20 protein-coding genes and 1 tRNA gene are annotated in these 18,022 nt (G+C 67.7%); 10 read left to right on the top strand and 11 right to left on the bottom strand.

Annotated features, from left to right (window positions below):
• Positions 1–3 precede the first annotated feature (3 nt).
• The 3 genes from ACW18A_RS00290 to ACW18A_RS00280 form a co-directional block, all read right to left on the bottom strand.
• Positions 4–939, bottom strand: coding sequence for a pirin family protein (locus ACW18A_RS00290; protein ID WP_492022832.1), 936 nt, complete (start codon positions 937–939; stop codon positions 4–6).
• A gap of 12 nt (positions 940–951) precedes the next feature.
• Positions 952–2,286: an SMP-30/gluconolactonase/LRE family protein gene (locus ACW18A_RS00285; RefSeq protein WP_492022831.1), complete on the bottom strand. Its 1,335-nt coding sequence runs from the start codon at positions 2,284–2,286 to the stop codon at positions 952–954.
• A 77-nt stretch (positions 2,287–2,363) separates the two neighbouring features.
• Complete coding sequence (locus ACW18A_RS00280) at positions 2,364–2,852, bottom strand: Lrp/AsnC family transcriptional regulator (RefSeq protein ID WP_492022830.1); 489 nt, start codon at positions 2,850–2,852, stop codon at positions 2,364–2,366.
• A 143-nt stretch (positions 2,853–2,995) separates the two neighbouring features.
• On the opposite strand from ACW18A_RS00280, the gene ACW18A_RS00275 reads away from it, so the two are divergent.
• From ACW18A_RS00275 to lpdA, 5 genes are all read left to right on the top strand, one after another.
• Positions 2,996–4,228, top strand: coding sequence for a 3-methyl-2-oxobutanoate dehydrogenase (2-methylpropanoyl-transferring) subunit alpha (locus ACW18A_RS00275; RefSeq protein ID WP_492022829.1), 1,233 nt, complete (start codon positions 2,996–2,998; stop codon positions 4,226–4,228).
• Complete coding sequence (locus tag ACW18A_RS00270) at positions 4,225–5,346, top strand: alpha-ketoacid dehydrogenase subunit beta (protein WP_492022828.1); 1,122 nt, start codon at positions 4,225–4,227, stop codon at positions 5,344–5,346. The genes ACW18A_RS00275 and ACW18A_RS00270 overlap by 4 nt, the downstream gene beginning before the upstream one ends.
• A 1-nt stretch (position 5,347) precedes the next feature.
• Positions 5,348–6,979 (top strand): dihydrolipoyl dehydrogenase family protein, encoded by a 1,632-nt coding sequence (locus ACW18A_RS00265; protein ID WP_492022827.1) that lies wholly within the window; start codon positions 5,348–5,350, stop codon positions 6,977–6,979.
• A 95-nt stretch (positions 6,980–7,074) separates the two neighbouring features.
• Positions 7,075–7,572: a hypothetical protein gene (locus tag ACW18A_RS00260; RefSeq protein ID WP_492022826.1), complete on the top strand. Its 498-nt coding sequence runs from the start codon at positions 7,075–7,077 to the stop codon at positions 7,570–7,572.
• Positions 7,573–7,594: 22 nt separating this feature from the next.
• On the top strand, positions 7,595–8,992 hold the full coding sequence (gene lpdA, locus ACW18A_RS00255) for a dihydrolipoyl dehydrogenase (RefSeq protein ID WP_492022825.1): 1,398 nt from the start codon (positions 7,595–7,597) through the stop codon (positions 8,990–8,992).
• A gap of 185 nt (positions 8,993–9,177) precedes the next feature.
• Here lpdA and ACW18A_RS00250 read toward each other — a convergent pair whose 3' ends face one another.
• Entirely contained in the window at positions 9,178–10,407 is a 1,230-nt protein-coding gene (locus ACW18A_RS00250; RefSeq protein WP_492022824.1) for a PQQ-dependent sugar dehydrogenase, read from the bottom strand.
• 193 nt (positions 10,408–10,600) lie between these two features.
• Here ACW18A_RS00250 and ACW18A_RS00245 point away from each other — a divergent pair.
• Positions 10,601–10,677 (top strand) — tRNA-Met (locus ACW18A_RS00245).
• An 11-nt stretch (positions 10,678–10,688) separates the two neighbouring features.
• Here ACW18A_RS00245 and ACW18A_RS00240 read toward each other — a convergent pair.
• From ACW18A_RS00240 to ACW18A_RS00230, 3 genes are all read right to left on the bottom strand, one after another.
• Positions 10,689–11,093 carry a MarR family transcriptional regulator gene (locus tag ACW18A_RS00240; protein ID WP_492022823.1) on the bottom strand — a complete coding sequence of 135 codons (405 nt, stop codon included), beginning with the start codon at positions 11,091–11,093 and terminating at the stop codon, positions 10,689–10,691.
• The gene (locus tag ACW18A_RS00235; protein WP_492022822.1) at positions 11,080–11,442 is read right to left on the bottom strand and encodes a hypothetical protein; all 363 of its coding nucleotides are present in this window, start codon (positions 11,440–11,442) and stop codon (positions 11,080–11,082) included. The genes ACW18A_RS00240 and ACW18A_RS00235 overlap by 14 nt, the downstream gene beginning before the upstream one ends.
• A gap of 196 nt (positions 11,443–11,638) precedes the next feature.
• The gene (locus ACW18A_RS00230) at positions 11,639–11,818 is read right to left on the bottom strand and encodes a hypothetical protein (RefSeq protein WP_492022821.1); all 180 of its coding nucleotides are present in this window, start codon (positions 11,816–11,818) and stop codon (positions 11,639–11,641) included.
• A gap of 78 nt (positions 11,819–11,896) precedes the next feature.
• On the opposite strand from ACW18A_RS00230, the gene ACW18A_RS00225 reads away from it, so the two are divergent.
• Positions 11,897–12,241 carry a hypothetical protein gene (locus ACW18A_RS00225; protein WP_492022820.1) on the top strand — a complete coding sequence of 115 codons (345 nt, stop codon included), beginning with the start codon at positions 11,897–11,899 and terminating at the stop codon, positions 12,239–12,241.
• A gap of 45 nt (positions 12,242–12,286) precedes the next feature.
• On the opposite strand, the gene ACW18A_RS00220 is transcribed toward ACW18A_RS00225, so the two are convergent.
• A complete protein-coding gene (locus tag ACW18A_RS00220) occupies positions 12,287–12,919 on the bottom strand; it encodes a TlpA family protein disulfide reductase (protein WP_492022819.1) in 633 nt (210 codons plus the stop codon).
• On the opposite strand from ACW18A_RS00220, the gene argH reads away from it, so the two are divergent.
• The 3 genes from argH to lysA all read left to right on the top strand — a co-directional run bounded on the left by argH (position 12,918) and on the right by lysA (position 16,015).
• Positions 12,918–14,351, top strand: coding sequence for an argininosuccinate lyase (gene argH / locus ACW18A_RS00215; protein WP_492022818.1), 1,434 nt, complete (start codon positions 12,918–12,920; stop codon positions 14,349–14,351). The two genes, ACW18A_RS00220 and argH, sit on opposite strands and share 2 nt — an antisense overlap.
• Positions 14,348–14,587 carry a hypothetical protein gene (locus tag ACW18A_RS00210; RefSeq protein ID WP_492022817.1) on the top strand — a complete coding sequence of 80 codons (240 nt, stop codon included), beginning with the start codon at positions 14,348–14,350 and terminating at the stop codon, positions 14,585–14,587. Before argH ends, ACW18A_RS00210 begins: the two co-directional genes overlap by 4 nt.
• A gap of 153 nt (positions 14,588–14,740) precedes the next feature.
• Positions 14,741–16,015 carry a diaminopimelate decarboxylase gene (gene lysA / locus ACW18A_RS00205; protein ID WP_492022816.1) on the top strand — a complete coding sequence of 425 codons (1,275 nt, stop codon included), beginning with the start codon at positions 14,741–14,743 and terminating at the stop codon, positions 16,013–16,015.
• Positions 16,016–16,069: 54 nt separating this feature from the next.
• Here the strand turns inward: lysA and ACW18A_RS00200 are convergent, their stop codons facing one another.
• The 3 genes from ACW18A_RS00200 to ACW18A_RS00190 are packed head-to-tail and all read right to left on the bottom strand — an operon-like array spanning position 16,070 to position 17,944.
• Entirely contained in the window at positions 16,070–17,191 is a 1,122-nt protein-coding gene (locus ACW18A_RS00200; RefSeq protein ID WP_492022815.1) for a serine hydrolase domain-containing protein, read from the bottom strand.
• Between the two features lie 18 nt (positions 17,192–17,209).
• Positions 17,210–17,725, bottom strand: coding sequence for a Clp protease N-terminal domain-containing protein (locus ACW18A_RS00195; protein ID WP_492022814.1), 516 nt, complete (start codon positions 17,723–17,725; stop codon positions 17,210–17,212).
• A 9-nt stretch (positions 17,726–17,734) separates the two neighbouring features.
• Positions 17,735–17,944 (bottom strand): helix-turn-helix domain-containing protein, encoded by a 210-nt coding sequence (locus ACW18A_RS00190; RefSeq protein WP_492022813.1) that lies wholly within the window; start codon positions 17,942–17,944, stop codon positions 17,735–17,737.
• Positions 17,945–18,022: the final 78 nt, after the last annotated feature.

Genomic DNA, 18,022 nt, shown 5'->3' with positions numbered 1-18,022 from the left:
TCCTCAGCCCGGATGCGTTGGTTCGGGCTTGGGCGGATCCGACCGCGTCGTGACGGCCGAATCCTCCGGCAACGGAATGAACTCCAGATCGTCCTCGTCGGGCAGTTTCATCCTCCCCTGTTTCCAGTCTTCCCTGGCCTGATCCAGACGCGCCTGTGACGAGGACACGAAGTTCCACCAGATCAGCCGCTGGCCGACCGGCTCGCCGCCCAGGGCCATGACGGTCGCCTTCGTCAAGGACTTCACCGTCGGCTCGGCGTCAGGCTCCAGCACGATCATCTGGCCTTCGTGGAAGGTGCGGTCGCCGACCTCGATCGACCCCTTGGCGACATAGAGGGCGCGTTCGGACATGCCGCCTGAACCCCTGCCCGGAGGCGGTGCCGTGCGGACGCCCTCCTGCATCTCCCAGTGCACATAGAAGAGCGGCGACGAGGTCTTCACATGGGCCCTGGCGCCATAGGCCTCGCCCGCCACCAGACGGGCGAACAGGCCGCCGTTCTCGTAGGCCGGCAGGGCGTCCTCGCCATAGTGCTGGAAGGAGGGATCGGTCTCTTCCGCCTCATTCGGCAGGGCGATCCAGGCCTGCATGCCGTTCATGGGGCCGCCCTGGGCCTTTTTCAGCGGATCGGTGCGCTCGGAATGGACGATGCCCTTGCCCGCCGTCATCCAGTTGACCTCGCCCGGGCGGATCGCCTGGGTATAGCCCAGGCTGTCGCGGTGCATGATCTCGCCCTCGAACAGATAGGTCAGGGTCGACAGGCCGATGTGCGGGTGTGGGCGGACGTTGATCGCCTCGTCGCCCGGCGCGAACTCCGCCGGTCCCATGTGATCCAGAAAGATGAAGGGCCCGACCATACGTCGCGAATGGAACGGCAGGATGCGTCCGACCTCGAACCCGCCGAGGTCCTTCCTTCGGGCGTCGATCACCATCTCGATCATGTCAGGCTCCGTTCAATCCAGCGACAGCCTAGCGATGATCGCCGGCGCGGGCGCGGACGTCGTCTGCGCCCCGTCGCCGCCGAAATCGCTCCACTGCGAACGGGAAACGAACACCAGTTCGCGATTCCGGACCAGCCCTGTCGTGGGTTCATCGATCATGGGCAGATTGGCCGCAATGACCTCGACCGCGTCGATCGCCGTCCAGCCGGCATCGGGCATGAGCTTCAGTACCCGTTGCGGGGCCACGCCGTTCTGGAAGCCATAGATCGCCCGACCATCAGTGGTCAGGCCGTCGACGCCGATCAGGCTGGCGTCGGCCGGGGCGGACAGCCGCCGCGCCGCGCCGGTCCATCGGTCGATGCGCCAGAGTCCAGAGGAATAATCCGCGACGATCAAGGCCGCTCCATCCGGCGTGACCACCATCCCCTGCGGCGAGCCCAGGGTTCCGGTGGGTAAAAGAACCGCCAGCGCCTCCGCTCCAGGTCTGAGGACCAGCAGTTCGCCGGTCACCGAATCGGCGACATGGATCGTCCCGTCCGGCGCCCGGACGACATCGCCCAGCCCGCGTTCCAGCGCGCCTGAAGGCGTGGCGATGTGGGCGATCAGGGCCCCGGTCGTCAGATCGATCTTCAGTAGCCCTGCGGGCGGAAGCACGGCGTCCGTGCCGAGTCCGTAGACGGCTGGGGGCAGGGGCGAGGTCGCGGCCCAAAGCAGGCCCGCTTCGGCGTCGATCGCCATGCCCAGCACGCCGCCGATCTCCGGGGCTGCGCCCAGGACCAGAAAGTCCGATACCGTCCCGTCGTCGGCCAGGGCCACGATCGTCCGTCCACGCACCTGCGACACCAGCCAGCGCCCGCGTAACTCGTCCCGGATCAGGCTTTCAACGATGACCGGGCCGTCCATCCTGGCGACTTCTGCCAGCCGGTCGCCACCCGCCGGTGCGCGATTGGCTTCGACGGCGGCGGAAGCTTCGGCATAGCCGGGCGCATTGGCAAGCGCCGACAGGGTCCGGTCCCCGGCGAGGTCGAAGACCAGCCCCCCTCGCGCATAGCGCTGGACCTGGGCCAGCGCCTCATCCGGTTGCCCCGCCGCCGCCGCGACCCGGGCCCGCATCAGGATCAGGCCGGGGTGATTGGCGATCCGCGCATCGGCCGCGGCCAGACGGCTGGCCGCCGTGGTCAGGTCATTGGCTCCGGCAGCGGCGACCGCCTCGGCCCGCAGGCGTCGGAAGGCCTGGACATCCGATTCCGCCGATGTGACGACGGCGGGCGGGTCCTGTCGCGCGGAGACGCCGCCGGCGGTGAAGGCCAGAAGGCCGGCCAGTATGACGACTGACGTGATGCGCATGACGATCCTCCCCCAAGGGTCGCCACGACTATCCGACGAGCCTCGCGGTTCGCCAACTCAAGCTTTGGTAATGTGGTTCAGCTCAGGTGGGGCGTGATGATGCCGAGCGGAAGGGTGGTCACGTTCTTCACACCGCGGGTGACGATATGGCTCTCGCAGTCCGAGACGATGCCGAGCGACAGTAGCTTGTCGCGAAGGAATTTGTCGAAGGCGTGCATATCCGACGTGATGATCCGCAGCACATAGTCCTCGCGCCCGGTGATGGTGGCGCACTGAACCACCTCGGGCCAGTGGGTGACGGCGGCTTCGAAGGCGTCAAGGTTGTCGCGCGACGGCAGGCTGAGCTTGACGATGGCATAAACTTCGAAATCCAGGCCCAGAAGGGCGGCGTCCAGCAGGGTCACCCGCTTGCGGATCAGGCCGGAATCTTCCAGTCTCTTGATCCGACGCCAGCACGGCGAGGCCGACAGTCCCACCCGCTCGGCCACTTCCGCGACGGACAATCCAGCGTCCTGCTGCAGGATGTCCAGAATTCGAGCGTCGATGGGATCCAGTTCATCCGCCAATGCGTTTCTCCATTTGTCGTTATGACGCAATAAAATACCCTTAAACCGCTTGACGCAAGGCGAAAATAGGCGAGCCTTGATTTCGCGCCCATGCTATCCAGCCGCCAACTAGTGCGATCGGATCAACCGAACGGCAGGATGGAATGACCAGGAACACCAAGCCGCTCTCCCTGCGCGTGCCGGAGCCCTCGGGGCGTCCGGGCGATGCGCCGGATTTCAGCCACCTGAAGCTCGACGCGGCCGGCGCCGTTGATCGCCCGGCGGTTGACGCCCGCCCGGTGCAGATGCTGGACCTCGCCTTCCGCCTGATCCGGGTGCTGGACGACGAAGGCAATGCCGTCGGCCCATGGAATCCGCGCCTCGACGCCGAGACCCTGAAGAAGGGTTTGAAGGCGATGATCCTGACCCGCGCCTTCGACGACCGGATGCACAGGGCCCACCGCCAGGGCAAGACCAGCTTCTACATGAAGTGCACCGGCGAGGAGGCCATCGCGGTCGCGCAGGGGATGATCCTGTCGCGCGAGGACATGGGCTTCCCGACCTATCGCCAGCAGGGTCTGCTGATCGCGCGCGGCTATCCGCTCGTCGACATGATGAACCAGATCTACTCCAACGCCTCTGACCCGATCAAAGGCCGCCAGCTGCCGATCATGTATTCGGCGAAGGACTATGGGTTCTTCACCATCTCGGGGAACCTCGGCACACAGGTTCCGCAGGCCGTCGGCTGGGCCATGGCCAGCGCCTACAAGGGCGACGACAAGATCGCCATCAGCTGGATCGGCGACGGCGCCACGGCCGAAGGCGACTTCCACAACGCGCTCACCTTCGCCGCCGTCTATCGCGCGCCGGTGATCCTGAACGTCGTCAACAACCAGTGGGCCATTTCATCCTTCCAGGGCATCGCCGGCGGGATGGAGACGACCTTCGCGTCCAAGGCCATCGGCTATGGCCTGCCGGCCCTGCGCGTCGACGGCAACGACTTCCTCGCCGTCTGGGCCGCGACCCAGTGGGCCGAGGAACGGGCCCGTTCGAACCAGGGCGCCACGGTCATCGAGCTGTTCACCTATCGCGGCGCGCCGCACTCGACCTCGGACGACCCGAGCCGTTATCGCCCCGGCGACGAGCACGAGAAATGGCCGCTGGGCGATCCGGTAATGCGCCTGAAACAGCATCTGATCGCGCTCGGCGAATGGTCGGACGAAGCACAGGCCGAGGCGGAAGCCGACGCCGTCGCCCAGGTCCGCCAGGCCGGCAAGGAATCCGAAGCCATCGGCACCCTCGGCCAGTCGCGACCCAGCGTGAAGACGATGTTCGAAGAGGTCTATGCGACCGAGGACTGGCGCCTGATCGAACAGCGCAGGGAGGTGGGCGTATGAGCGAGACCTATTCCGAAGCCGGTCAGCACGACGGCATCGCCCCAGACAGGGTCGATCAGACGGAGGCACGCGCCTCGGTCGCGCCCGAGAGCGCCGCCGTCGCACCGATGAACATGATCCAGGCGCTGAACTCGGCCCTGCATGTGAAGATGGCCGAGGACCCGAACGTCCTGTCGTTCGGCGAGGACGCCGGCTATTTCGGCGGCGTCTTCCGCGTCACCGATCAGCTGCAGCAGAAACACGGACTGACCCGCAGCTTCGATACGCCGATCTCGGAGTGCGGCCTCGTCGCCGCCGCCATCGGCATGGGCGCCTATGGCCTGCGCCCCGTCGTGGAGATCCAGTTCGCTGACTATATCTATCCGGCCTATGACCAGATCGTCAGCGAAGCCGCCAAGATGCGCTATCGCTCGGGCGGGCAGTTCACCTCGCCCATCGTGGTGCGTTCGCCCTATGGCGGCGGCATCTTCGGCGGCCAGACCCACTCACAGTCGCCGGAAGCCCTGTTCACCCATATCGCGGGGCTGAAGGTCGTCATTCCATCCAACCCCTATGACGCCAAGGGCCTGCTGACCGCGGCGATCGAGGACGATGATCCGGTCATCTTCTTCGAGCCCAAGCGCCTCTACAACGGCCCGTTCGACGGCTGGCACCAGAAGCCGGTCTCGCCATGGAAGGCACAGGACCTGGCCCAGGTCCCGACCGGAAAATACGTCGAGCCGATCGGCAAGGCGCGGATCATGCGCGAGGGCAATGACGTGACCATCCTGTGCTACGGCACCATGGTCTGGGTCTCTCTGGCGGGCGCGGAACACGCCGGCGTGGACGCCGAAGTCATCGACCTGCGCTCACTCGTGCCGCTCGACATCGAGACCATCGAGGCCTCGGTGAAGAAGACCGGCCGCTGCGTCATTGTGCACGAGGCGCCGAAAACGTCCGGGTACGGAGGAGAGCTCTCCGCCCTGGTCCAGGAGCGCTGCTTCTATCATCTCGAGGCGCCCGTCACCCGCGTCTGCGGCTGGGACACGCCCTATCCGCACGCCTTCGAGTGGGAGTATTTCCCGGGACCGGAACGGGTCGCCACCGCCTTGAAGTCCGTGATGATGGGAGGGCGCTGAGATGGGTCGTTTCGTCTTCAAACTGCCCGATGTGGGCGAAGGCACGGCCGAGGCCGAACTGGTCGGCTGGCACGTCAAGATCGGCGATGTCGTCGCCGAGGACCAGCTGCTGGCTGACATCATGACCGACAAGGCCACCGTAGAACTGACCTCGCCGGTCGCCGGCGTGGTCACCGCCCTGCACGGCGAACCGGGCGCCATGTCCCCCGTCGGAGGCCCGCTGGTGGAGTTCGAGGTCGAGGGCGCGGGGAATGCCTCCGCCGAGGCCGCGCCCGCCCCGGTCGTCACGCCTGAACCCGAAGCCGCACTTGCGCTTGAGGCGCCGGAAGCGGATGCCGTCGAGGTTGCGCCTGCTGCCCCCGCCGCCGGCAACTACGTCTTCAAACTGCCCGACGTCGGCGAAGGCACGGCCGAGGCCGAACTGGTCGCCTGGCATGTCGCCGTCGGCGATGCGGTCGAGGAGGATCAACTCCTCGCCGAGATCATGACCGACAAGGCCACGGTCGAACTGACCTCGCCGGTCGCAGGCGTCGTCGCGGCCCTGCACGGTACGGCCGGTCAGCAGGTCCCGGTCGGTGGCCCTCTGGTCAGCTTCGATGTCGAAGGCGCCGGCAATGTCGCCGCCGCGCCGAAGGCCGTTGCACCCACCCCGGCTCCCGCCAAGGCCGCGCCCAAGGCCGAAACGCTGAAGCCCACGCCCGTCGCCTCCGCCGCTCCGGTAGCCCGCACCGCCCAAACGCCCGGCGTCCGTCCCCTCGCCTCGCCCGCCGTGCGGCAGCGCGCCCGTGAACTGGGTCTGGAACTGCAGTTCGTGCCGGGCTCCGGCCCGGCCGGACGCATCGAGCACGCCGACCTCGACGCCTTCGTCGCCCATGGCGCGGGTGGACCGTCCGCATCCGGATCGACGCCGTCCTCGACCTATGCCAGGGCCGAGGGCACGACCGAGGTCCGCATCATCGGCCTGCGCCGCAAGATCGCGGAGAAGATGGCCGAGAGCGTCCGGCGCATTCCCCACATCACCTATGTGGAGGAGATCGACGTCACGGCGCTGGAGGAACTCCGGGCCCACCTGAACGCCCAGACGAAGACGACGGGGAAGGCCAAACTCAACGTCCTGCCCTTCATCGCTCGCGCGATCGTCGTGGCCTTGCGCGACCAGCCGACGATCAACTCCCACTACGATGACGAGGCCGGTGTCCTGACCACCCACGCCGCCGTTCATCTGGGCATCGCCGCCCAGACACCGAACGGCCTGATGGTCCCGGTCGTCCGCCACGCGGAGGCGCTCGACCCCTATGCGACCGCCGCCGAGATCGCGCGGGTCTCCGGCGCGGCCAAGGACGGCTCGGCGAAGCGCGAGGAGCTCAGCGGCTCGACCATCACGATCACCTCGCTGGGGACACTCGGCGGCCTGGTCCACACCCCGATCATCAACCACCCCGAGGTCGCCATCGTCGGCCCCAACAAGATCGAGGAACGGGTCGTGGTCCGGAACGGCCAGATGGTTGTGCGCAAGATGATGAACCTGTCGTCCAGCTTCGATCACCGCATCGTCGACGGCCACGACGCGGCCGTCTTCGTGCAACGGATCAAGGGTCTGCTGGAGCATCCCGCGACGCTGTGGATGGGCTGAGGCGAAACCTCATGTCGGTATCGTCAGGCACAAACAGTTTGCGGACCCGCGCCACCCGGCGTTCATGGACCTCTGATCCGCGAGGAAAGAGCGCCATGACCCGCATCCTGACCGCTGCCGTGACCGCCGTCGCCCTGCTGGGAGCCACGCCCGCCTGGGCCTGTGTCCCGCCGCCGCCGAACGCCTCCTACGACACCGCGATGGCGCGGGCCGCCTTCGTCGGGCGGGTCGTGTCGATCGAACAGACCGATCCCGCGGCCTGTATTGCCGCCGCCCGCGCGCGGGCGGCGGGCCCGCCCTTCCAGGGCGATCCCGGAGAACGCGGCTGCGAGGCCTTCGGCTTCGCCACCCTGGAGCCGGCCTGGATCATCAAGGGCGAGGACATCGTCACCGGCCCGTTCCGCGTCGCCTGGAACCGGACCGAGTTCTGCGCCGTCGGCTGGGAACCGCAGATCGGTGCCCTGGCGATCGCGATGGTGCCCGAGGATCGCACGAGGCTCCGCGAAGGGACGACGGCCGTCGTCGAAGGCATACAACAGGGCGACCTGTTGTTCCAGATCATCATCGAGCTGGTCGAAGAGATCCAGCCCTGACATTTCCGAGTATCGGCCACGCATGACCCAGACCCTCAAAACCAAAGTCCTCATCATCGGCGCCGGCACCGGTGGCTATGTTGCGGGCATCCGATGCGGACAGCTGGGACTCGACACCGTGCTGGTCGACGGCTCCGCAGGGCTGGGCGGAACCTGCCTCAACGTCGGCTGTATTCCGTCCAAGGCCATCATCCATGCCGCGTCAAAGTTCGAGACCGTGTCGAAGGCCGCCGGCGACGGCACCCTTGGCATCACGGCGTCGGAACCGGCGATCGATCTGTCGAAGACCGTCGAGTGGAAGGACGGGATCGTCCGTAAGCTGAACGGCGGCGTCGCGGCGCTGCTGAAGAAGGCGAAGGTGAAGGTCATCACGGGCTGGGCGACCTTCCAGGACGCCAAGACCTGCCGCGTCGAGACCGATGACGGCCCCATCACCATCACGGCCGAACACGTCATCCTGGCCACGGGATCCGAGCCGGTCGAACTGCCCTTCCTGCCCTTCGGCGGCGACGTCATCTCCTCGACCGAGGCCTTGTCGCTGGACACCGTGCCCGGGAAACTGGTTGTCGTCGGGGGCGGCTATATCGGGCTGGAACTCGGCATCGCCTTCAGGAAGCTGGGGGCCCAGGTGGCCATCGTCGAAATGGCCGACCGCATCCTGCCGCTCTACGACAAGGCCCTGACCGACCCGGTCATGAAATGGCTGGCCGACCACGGGGTCGAGATGCACCTCGGTGCCCGCGCCGGCGGGTTCGGCGACGGCAAGCTGTCGATCACGACGAAAGACGGCGAGCCGTTGCAACTGGACGCTGACAAGGTGTTGGTCACCGTCGGTCGCCGCCCGCGCACCTCCGGGTGGGGTCTGGAAAACATGGGCGTGGCCATGGCCGGGCCGTTCGTGAAGATCGACGACCGCTGCGCCACCAGCATGAAGAACGTCTGGGCCGTCGGCGACCTGACCGGCGAACCCATGCTGGCCCACAAGGGCTCGGCCCAGGGCGAGGTCGTGGCCGAGATCATCGCAGGCCACGACAGGCGGTTCGATCCGGTCACCATCGTCGCCGTCTGTTTCACCGAACCGGAGATCGTCTCGGCGGGCCTTGGTCCGCTCGACGTGGCGGGCCGGGACGACGTAATCACTGCTGTCTTCCCGCTCGCCGCCATCGGCCGCGCCCTGGCCATCGAGGCGGGCGAGGACGGCGGCTTTGTGCGGGTGCTGGCGTCGAAGTCGGATCACCGGCTTCTGGGCGTCCAGGCCGTGGGCCAGCACGTCGCCGAACTGTCCAACAGCTTCGCCCAGATGCTGGAAATGGGTGCCGTGCTGGAAGACGTCGCCGGGGTGATCCACGTCCACCCGACCCTGGGTGAAGCCTTCCACGAGGCGAGCCTGCGCGCCTTGGGGCACGCGATTCATATTTGAGCCCCTCTCCCCTTGCGGGAGAGGGAGACGGCGCACGAGAGCGTAGCGATCGTCCTTGCGCCGGCGGGTGAGGGGTGACGCCGGGCGCTGACCAGTGAGCGCAGCACAACCCCTCACCCTTTCGCGTGAGTCCGCTCGCTGCGCTCCCGGGCGCTCAAGCCCTCTCCCGCAAGGGGAGAGGGAGACTACTCCGCCGCCAGCCGCACCAGCTTGCCGTCGTCCTCGTCGGTGATGACCCAGACCGCGCCGTCAGGGCCCACGGCCACGTCACGGATACGTTCGCCGAGGCCAGTCATAAGCCGCTCCTCCCCGGTCACCCGGTCGCCCTCCAGCACCAGCCGGGTCAGCGACTTCCCGCCCAGACCGGCGATCAACAGGTTCCCCTCCCAGCCCGGGAACATGGCGCCGGAATAGAAGGTCTGGCCGCCCGGCGCGATCACGGGGTCCCAGTAATAGACAGGCTGTTCCAGACCGGCCCGCGCCGTGATTCCCTCGTTGATCGGGGCACCGCGATATTCGACGCCATAGGCGATGTTCGGCCAGCCGTAGTTCCTGCCCGCCTGCGGCCGGTTCAGTTCGTCACCGCCGCGCGTGCCGTGTTCGTTGGTCCAGATCGCGCCCGTCCCTGGCTGGACCGCGATGCCCTGGACGTTGCGGTGGCCGAGGGACCAGATCTCCGGCAGGGCACCGGCCTGACCGACGAACGGATTGTCCTGCGGCACCGAGCCGTCGGCATTGATGCGGACAACCTTGCCCATATGGCTGTCGAGTTGCTGGGCCTGGGACCGCATCGGCGCGTCGGACCGCTCGCCCAGGGTGATGAACAGATGACCGGCCGGGTCAAAGGCCAGGGTCGAGCCGAAATGCTTGTCGCCGTCATAGATCGGCAGGGCGCGGAAGATCACACGCACGTCGCTGACCCGCGTTCCGTCAGCCGACAGCACGCCGCGCGCGACCGAGGTGGCGTTGCCGCCGTCGCGCGGCTCGGCATAGCTCCAGAAGATCGTGCGGTCAGAAGCGAAGCCGGGCGAGAGGGTCACGTCCAGCAGCCCGCCCTGACCGCGCGCATCGACGGCGGGCAGGCCGGTGATCGGCTCGCCTACCTGACCGGCCGCCGAGATGATGCGCAGACGGCCCGGTCGCTCGGTCACCAGCCAGCTGCCGTCGGGCAGCAGGGCCATGCCCCAGGGGTGGACGAGACCGGAAGCCACCACGGCGTGCCTCAGCGTGCCTTCGGTCCGGACGCCGGCCGCACGGGTCTGGCCGGCGAAGGCGGGGGTCTGGGTCGCGCCGTTGGCGGGGCGGGTCTCGACCGGCGCTCCCGGCGCTGAGGCCTGTTCGGTCTGGCCGTTGGCTCCGCAGGCGGAGGCCAGCACGAGCACGGACGAGGCGACGGCGAGGACGATCGGGCGCATGGAAACTCCGGGACTGACAGGGCGCGACCGCCCCGAAACGGCGGACAGGCTCCGCCGTTCCTGCTCTCGCTTCCACGTGACAGCAAGTCGCAGAAGAGGCCGGTTGCTCAACTGACTTGAACCGGAGGGGCGGCGGCGATATACGCACGCCTCCCGCGTCATCCGGTTGCGATCGACGACGGCCCATGGACTGGGCTGGGTAGCTCAGATGGTTAGAGCGGTGGATTCATAACCCACAGGTCGGCGGTTCGATCCCGCCTCCAGCCACCAGTCCAATTCCCCTATCGCCTGACCCTTAGTTCGGGCGGCGCAGCCCGGACGCCGATGGGGCGCGCGCTCTCGATCAGGGCATCCAGGCGCTGGACCAGCTCGGCCCCGGCCTCGGTCAGATAGAGATGTCGTGACACCGCCTCGCGCCCGTTCGACGCCATCAGGAGCCAGCCTCGCCCAGGCGCCCGCACTCCGGGTTCGTTCGCCGGCAGCAAGGATCGCGACGCACGCGACGCTGTCGCGTCGGTCGTCTCCATCAGCACGGCCAGTTCCTTGATCCGCACGCCGGGGTTCTCGGCGACATAGAAGAAGGCCAGCATCTCCGAGATGGTGATATCGGGTGCCAGTTTCTTCAGCAGCACGAGGCCGGCGAGCAGGGTGTTGCGGCGCCGACCGGCCGGCTCAGTCATCGACATAGGGGCTGACGACCAGGGCCGGGGTCGGGGGCCGGCGGCCGGTGCGCGGCTTGCGACGCTGGAACGTTAGCTCGACCAGGGGATGCGCGCGCTTGAGGGTTTCAAACTGGCCGCGAATGGTGTCGCACACCTGTTCCGCGTCGTCGCCGTCCAGTGCGTCTATGTCGATGGTGATGGTGGCGCGAAGGCGGACCGGGGCCTCGGCACGGCCTCTCGAACGGCGCGGGACCATCTGCTGCGATGCGATTTCCGCTGCAGGAACGACATTGGCCGCGCGTGCGGCAAGGACAGCCCAGCCGATACCGGCCTGGATCAACGTCAGTAGCTCGGTTCGAACGGGGTGAATCATTCCTGCTTGTCCCTCAGGCCTCCGTTCCCACCAATCAGGTCGAGCGGGTTGGCCCTCCACAATGGCGAGTTTTGCCGCCCTCGTTAAGGGCCGCACGGAGATCAGGACGCGCCTATCAGATTTCAACAGGCGATGGCGGAACGCCCTGGGAACGCCCGTCCGGCGGGGCTCTCACGCCAGATTCCGGTTCAGCGCCTCAATCTTTGCGGCGATGGGTCGCAGCCTCGGCGCGCCGCCGACGACGCCTGCGCCGGCGTCGCCCGGTGGGTTGGCCGGCCAGATCCCGGACCAGGACGGCCATCATCACAGCGATCACCAGCACGCCCGGCCAGATGATCCGGGCTCCCTTTCGGATATCGAGGATAGCCGATTTCATGCCGCATCGCACCATGCCGCAACCAATCATGATGACCGCCGTTCACGACAAGGGTTCAACCCCGCCCAAGGAGTCCCCATGACCGTCCGTATCCCGTCGCTGCTGGCCGTCTCCGCCGTCGCCGCCCTGTCGCTGGGTGCCGTGGCCTGCACCGAGGCCAAACCGGAGAAGACAGCCGCCGAGGCCGACGCCGCAGGCGACAACGCCCAGGCCGCGACCGCCGAAGCCGGTTCTGCCTTGAAGGAAGAGGCGGGCCAGGTCGGCTCGGCCATCGCCGCCGGCGCCCGCGAAGCCGGTCAGGAGATCGACGAGGCCACTGACGCCCTGGCGCGCGAGGCCGACGAACAGAAGGCCGAGACCGCCGCCGACGACCGCGGCAATACTCCGGCCACGCAACCGGCGACGCCAGCCCCGGCGCAATAAGACCGCGCTCAGGCCGCGAGCGACTGCGTCGCTCGCGTTAGCGCCCTAGGAAGAAAGCGGTTCCGCGCGCACGGCATCGATCAGGGCCCGGGCCTCGGCGCTGGCCCAGTCGGCCTCGCCCGCGAAGGCGGCACGGATGCGACCCTCACGGTCCAGCAGAATCGTTTGGGGCATCTTGCCCTTGCCCGGAAATTCGAACGGCAGCTGGAATTTGGGGTCGCCGTAGAAGGGCAGCGGCTCGTGCACGTCGATGAAGCTCTTCGCGTCGGCCACCGGGTCCGCGCCCGTGTCGACATTGATCGGCAGAACCACCAGATCGCCGTCCGGATAGGCCGAGGCCAGGGCCGCGATCGTCGGCATCTCGGTGCGGCACGGGGCGCACCACATGGCCCAGAGATTGACGAGAACCACCTTGCCCCGGAAATCGGCAAATCGGACATCGGCGCCGTCGCGGGTCTGGAAGACATAGTCGGGCGCAACGTCCAGGGCGGCGGGCGTGTCCAGGGCGGCCAGCGAGCCGACCGCGAACCGGGCCAGTTCGCTCTTTTCGGCCACCGCAGGCGCCTCGGCTTTGAAAGGACCGGCGTGCATGGCGTATAGGGTGCCGACCGCTCCGCCGGCGACGACCGCCAGCGCCGACGCTCCCACGATCCAGACGCCCCTTTTCGAGCCGCTCATGCCCAACTCCAATGACCCGGCCCACACTACGGCCCCGGCCGGGCAGACCCTATGGGGCGGACGCTTTTCCGCCAAGCCCGCCGACATCATGCAGGCGATCAACGTCTCCATCGGCGTCGACCAACGCCTGTGGGCACAGGATCTGCGCGGCTCGCGGGCGCATTGCCGCATGCTGATCGACCAGGGCATCGTGACTGCGCAGGACGGCGCGGCCATCCTCGGCGGGCTCGACACGATCCAGGCCGAGATCGAGGCCGGGACCTTCCCGTTCCGCGACGAATATGAGGACATCCACCTGAACGTGGAGGCCCGTTTGTCTGAATTGATCGGCGAGCCCTCGGGTCGGCTGCATACGGCCCGCAGCCGTAACGACCAGGTCGCCGTCGATTTCCGCCTCTGGGTCCGCGACGCCTGCGACCGGTCGGTGGAACAGCTGCAGGCCCTGCAGCGCGCCCTGCTGGCCCGCGCCGAACAGCACGCCGGCGACCTGATGCCCGGCTTCACTCATCTGCAGACCGCCCAGCCGGTGACCCTGGGTCATCACCTGATGGCCTATGTCGAGATGGCCGGTCGCGACGCCGGCCGGTTCGCCGACGCCCGGGCGCGGATGAACGAAAGCCCGCTGGGAGCCGCTGCATTGGCCGGTTCGCCCTTCCCCATCGACCGCCATGCGACCGCGACGGCTCTCGGCTTCGACCGTCCGATGGCCAATTCGCTGGATTCCGTCTCGGACCGCGACTTCGCGCTGGAGACCCTGGCCGCCGCCTCGATCACGGCGGGGCATCTGTCGCGCCTGGCCGAGGAGATCGTGGTCTGGATGACGCCGATGTTTGGCTTCGTCACCCTGCCCGACGACCTGACCACCGGCTCGTCGATCATGCCGCAGAAGCGCAATCCCGACGCTGCCGAACTGGTCCGCGCCAAGACAGGCCGGATCATGGGCTCGTTCGTCGCCCTGTCGACCGTGATGAAGGGCCTGCCGCTCGCCTATTCCAAGGACATGCAGGAGGACAAGCCGCCGGTGTTCGAGGCGATGGACGCTCTGGACCTGGCCCTGACCGCCATGACGGCCATGGTCAGCGCCTTCCGCCCGAACACCGAGCGGATGGCCGAGGCGGCCGGCTGGGGCTACTCCACCGCGACCGATCTGGCCGACTGGCTGGTGCGCGAGGCCGACCTGCCCTTCCGCCAGGCGCACCATGTGACCGGGGCGGCGGTGAAGCGGGCCGAGCAGCTGGGCGTGGGTCTGGCGCAACTGCCGCTGACCGAATTGCAGGCCCTGCACCCCGGCGTCACTGAAGCGGTTTACAAGGTGCTCACCCCTGAGGCTTCCTGCGCCAGCCGCCAGAGCTTCGGGGGAACCGCGCCGGAACAGGTCCGTGCGCGCATCGCCGAATGGAAGTCGCGTCTCGCGTCAAGGAAGTCGACATGAAAAACCTGCTCACCGCCGGTGCCCTCGCCCTGATAGCGCTCTCGACCGCTGCCTGCGGGCGCATGGCCGACCTCGAGGCTCCGGCCCCGCGTGAGACCGAACGCGCGCCGCGCGACGCCCGCGCCCCGGCCCTGCCGGACCCGGCCACGATCAACCGCCCGTCCAGCCAGATGCCGATCGACGGCGGCCCCTCCAACCCCATCGGCGCCACCGCCGCCGGTCGCGAGCCTCAATAGTTTTCATTCCTCCCCCATCGGGGGCGGGGGACCCCGAAGGGGTGGAGGGGGCCTGCCGCAGACGCCGGTGTGCGCGGCGAGCCCCCTCCGTCCCGTCGCGAAGGCGCGACGCGCCACCTCCCCCGACGGGGGAGGATTTTCTGGACCAGGCCCTTGGATCATTTCGATCTCATCGACGGCGAACTGCACGCCGAACAGGTCGCGTTGACCACGCTCGCCGAGACGGTCGGCACCCCGGTCTATGTCTATTCGAGCGCCACCCTGACGCGGCATTACCGGGTGCTGCGCGAGGCGTTGGACGCTCATCCGTCGGTGCTGCGCGACAGCCTGATCGCCTTCGCGGTCAAGTCGAACTCCAACCTGTCGGTGCTGGCCACCCTGGCCCGGCTCGGCTGCGGAGCCGACACAGTGTCGGAGGGCGAGATCCGGCGTGCCCTGAAGGCGGGCATCCCGGCCGATCGCATCATCTTCTCGGGTGTGGGCAAGACCGACGCCGAACTGGCCTTTGCCCTCGAGGTCGGGGTGCGCCAGATCAATGTCGAGAGCGTGCCCGAGCTGGACCGCCTCGTCATCATAGCCGAGGCGAAGGGTGCCAGACCCGACATCGCCATTCGGGTGAACCCCAAGGTCGGTGCCGGCGGCCACGCCAAGATCACAACCGGCGGAGAGGGCGACAAGTTCGGCGTCCCTGCCGACGAGGCGCTGGACCTCTACGCCCGCGCTGCTGCCAGCCCGCACCTGAACCCGGTCGCCCTCGCCTGCCACATCGGCAGCCAGATCACTGACCTCGCCCCGCTGGAGGCCGCCTTCGGCCTGCTGCGCAAACTGACCGAGACCCTGCGCCGGCAGGGCCTGACCGTGACCCGCATCGACCTCGGCGGCGGCCTGGGCGTGCCCTACACTGGCGGGGCCAGGATTGCGTCGCCCGCCGACTACGCCGCAATGGTCGCCCGCGTGCTGGACGGGCTGAACGTCGAGGCGGCATTCGAGCCGGGCCGCCTGCTGGCCGCCAACGCCGGCGTCCTGCTCAGCCGCGTCATCCAGGTTACCGAACGGGCCGACGGTCGACGGTTCCTCGTGCTCGACGCGGCCATGAACGACCTGATGCGTCCGGCCATGTACGACGCCTTCCATGAGGTGAAGCCGGTCATCCCGCGCGAGGGCGATCCGGTCGTCTACGACATAGTCGGTCCCGTCTGCGAGACCGGCGACACCTTCGCCCGGGGCCGCTCGCTGGCTCCGCTGCAGGCCGGCGACCTCGTCGTCTTCACCGGTGCCGGTGCCTATGGGGCGGTCATGTCGAGCGAATACAACTCCCGCCCGCTGGTGCCCGAGGTGCTGGTCGACGGGGATCGCTGGGCTGTGGTCCGGGCGCGGCCGACCTACGAGGAAATGCTGGCTCGCGAGACGACGGCGGAGTGGCTGTAGGCTTCTCAGCGCGGATGCTCCGGAAAAGGCCCACCTCGCCTCGTCTCGATGGCGTTACCACGATTGGGTGCGGACCCGCCGCGCCAGAGCGGCACCGAGCACAGTGACGTCCTGCTGTCGGTTTGTCAGGACAACCACGCCGGTCTGCCGGACAGGATCGATCGCGACATAGGCGAAATAGCCGTTGACCGATCCGTTGTGCCAGAGGATCGACCGGTTGCCCTCCAGCCGGTCGACAATCGTGGGAAGCTGCCAGCCGATCACGGTTTTTCCGTTCGGTTGGAGCAGCCTTTGGCGCGCCAGGCTCTCCAACAGCAGCGAGCCCTCATCAAAGCCGGCCTCAATGAATCGCACCAGATCGTGCGCATTCGAGGTGATCGACCCGGCTCCAGCGAGCGAAGAGAACCGCCAGGGTCCGACCGGCACGCCTGCAGCGTCATGACCCTGGATCAGCCGGGCCGCCACTGCGTCCGGCAGGTCGCCATGGCTGTCTCGCATTTCCAGCGGTGCGAAGATCGACTCCTCCAGAAGGGCGGCAAAGCTCTTGCCTGTCTCGAGCTCGAGCATATGGGCGAGAAGCCCCATGCCGTAGTTCGAATAGGTGAATCGTCCCGGCTTCGCCTTTCCGACCGGATCGGCGAGGTAGGCCAGCACGTCGTCGCGCGTCAGCAGGTTGTAGGGATCCTGCATCAGTCCGGCCTTGCCGACGCGGCGGATGACCTCATCCTCGATCGGTTTGGGGACGGTCGGGAAGCCGGACGTATGGGTGGCGAGTTGCAGAAGCGTGACCTCGGCGGCCGCGGGTGCCAGCGGGTAACGCGCGCCGATCAACTCGCCGAGGGTCTGGTTCAATCTCAGGTCTCCTGAGTCGACCAGCCGTTGGAGAAGAAGACCGGTGAAGACCTTCGAAATCGAGCCGATCTGGAAGAGCGTCGCGTCGGTCGCGTTGTTCGGACCGTAGGACATGACCCGGCTTTCGCCCCCCTTGACCACGGCGACCACGATGTCGGTTGCCGCAGTCGCAGTCGGGCCACGCCAGCGGGTCACTTCGGCATCGATGGCCTTAGCAAGCTCGCCCCGGTCAGGGGCGTGGTTCAGCCGCCAGTAGAGGATGACGCCGCCTGCTACGGCAAGCACGACCAGTCCTGCCATGGACAGTCCGATCATCTTCCACATGATGTCGTCCTCCTTCTTTCAGGCGCGGGCGAGGAAGGCGTCGCACTCGACACGAGCGGCGTCCGCCAAGGCTTCGGGCGCGATGCCGAAATGGGCCAGCACGCGCGGCACCACCCCTCGCCTGGCGCTGACGGCGGCAAGGATCACATGCGCTCCGCATAGCACCTCGGATCCCGGACCAGCCTCGGACAGCCGCTCCAGCACCGCCCGGCCCGAAGCGCTCGCCGGGAGGGCCAGGGCATTGGCGCGCCGGGTGATCGGGTCGGGTCGGGGCATCGCGTCTGAATTGAAGCCCACCAGCGCCAGCGCCTCGGCCTGGCTCTGCTCGATCGCGGCGCGCAGAGCCTCGACGTCTATTCCGAAAGGCTGAAAGCTGCGTTGCGCCGTCCCGTCCGGCAGTGCGAAGGCCGCCAGCAGGAAATGTTCCGAGCCGACCTCAGCCAGACCCTCGCGTTCCGCCTCTTCGACGGCGGCATCGCAGAGCCGCTTCAACGCTCTGAGCGTGCCGGCGGCGTTTTTCAGTTCCCGAAACATGACGGCTCCTCAGGATCGGCGGGTGAGAAGGGGTGAAAGCCGCTTGTGCGCGGCCTGTTTCGTGACGCCCAGAGCCTCGGCGATCTCGGCCCAGGACCAGCCTTGATCCAGCGCGGCCCGGACGGCCTGTCGCTCCAGCCGGTCTGCCGCTCTGCGAAGGGCGATGACGGACGCGAGCGCGGCGTCCGGGTCGTCATGCAGGGGGAGGGGTTCGGCCATTCGTCAATGTTAGTTGACGAATGGCCGGCTGTCAACTCATGTTGACGGGTCGTAGCGGTCGGTCGAAAGCGACCTGTC

It is taken from the genome of Brevundimonas sp. AVps5 (assembly GCF_058681515.1).
The sequence above is the reverse complement of the archived record's forward strand: the minus strand, read 5'-3'. Positions and strand labels throughout refer to the sequence as shown.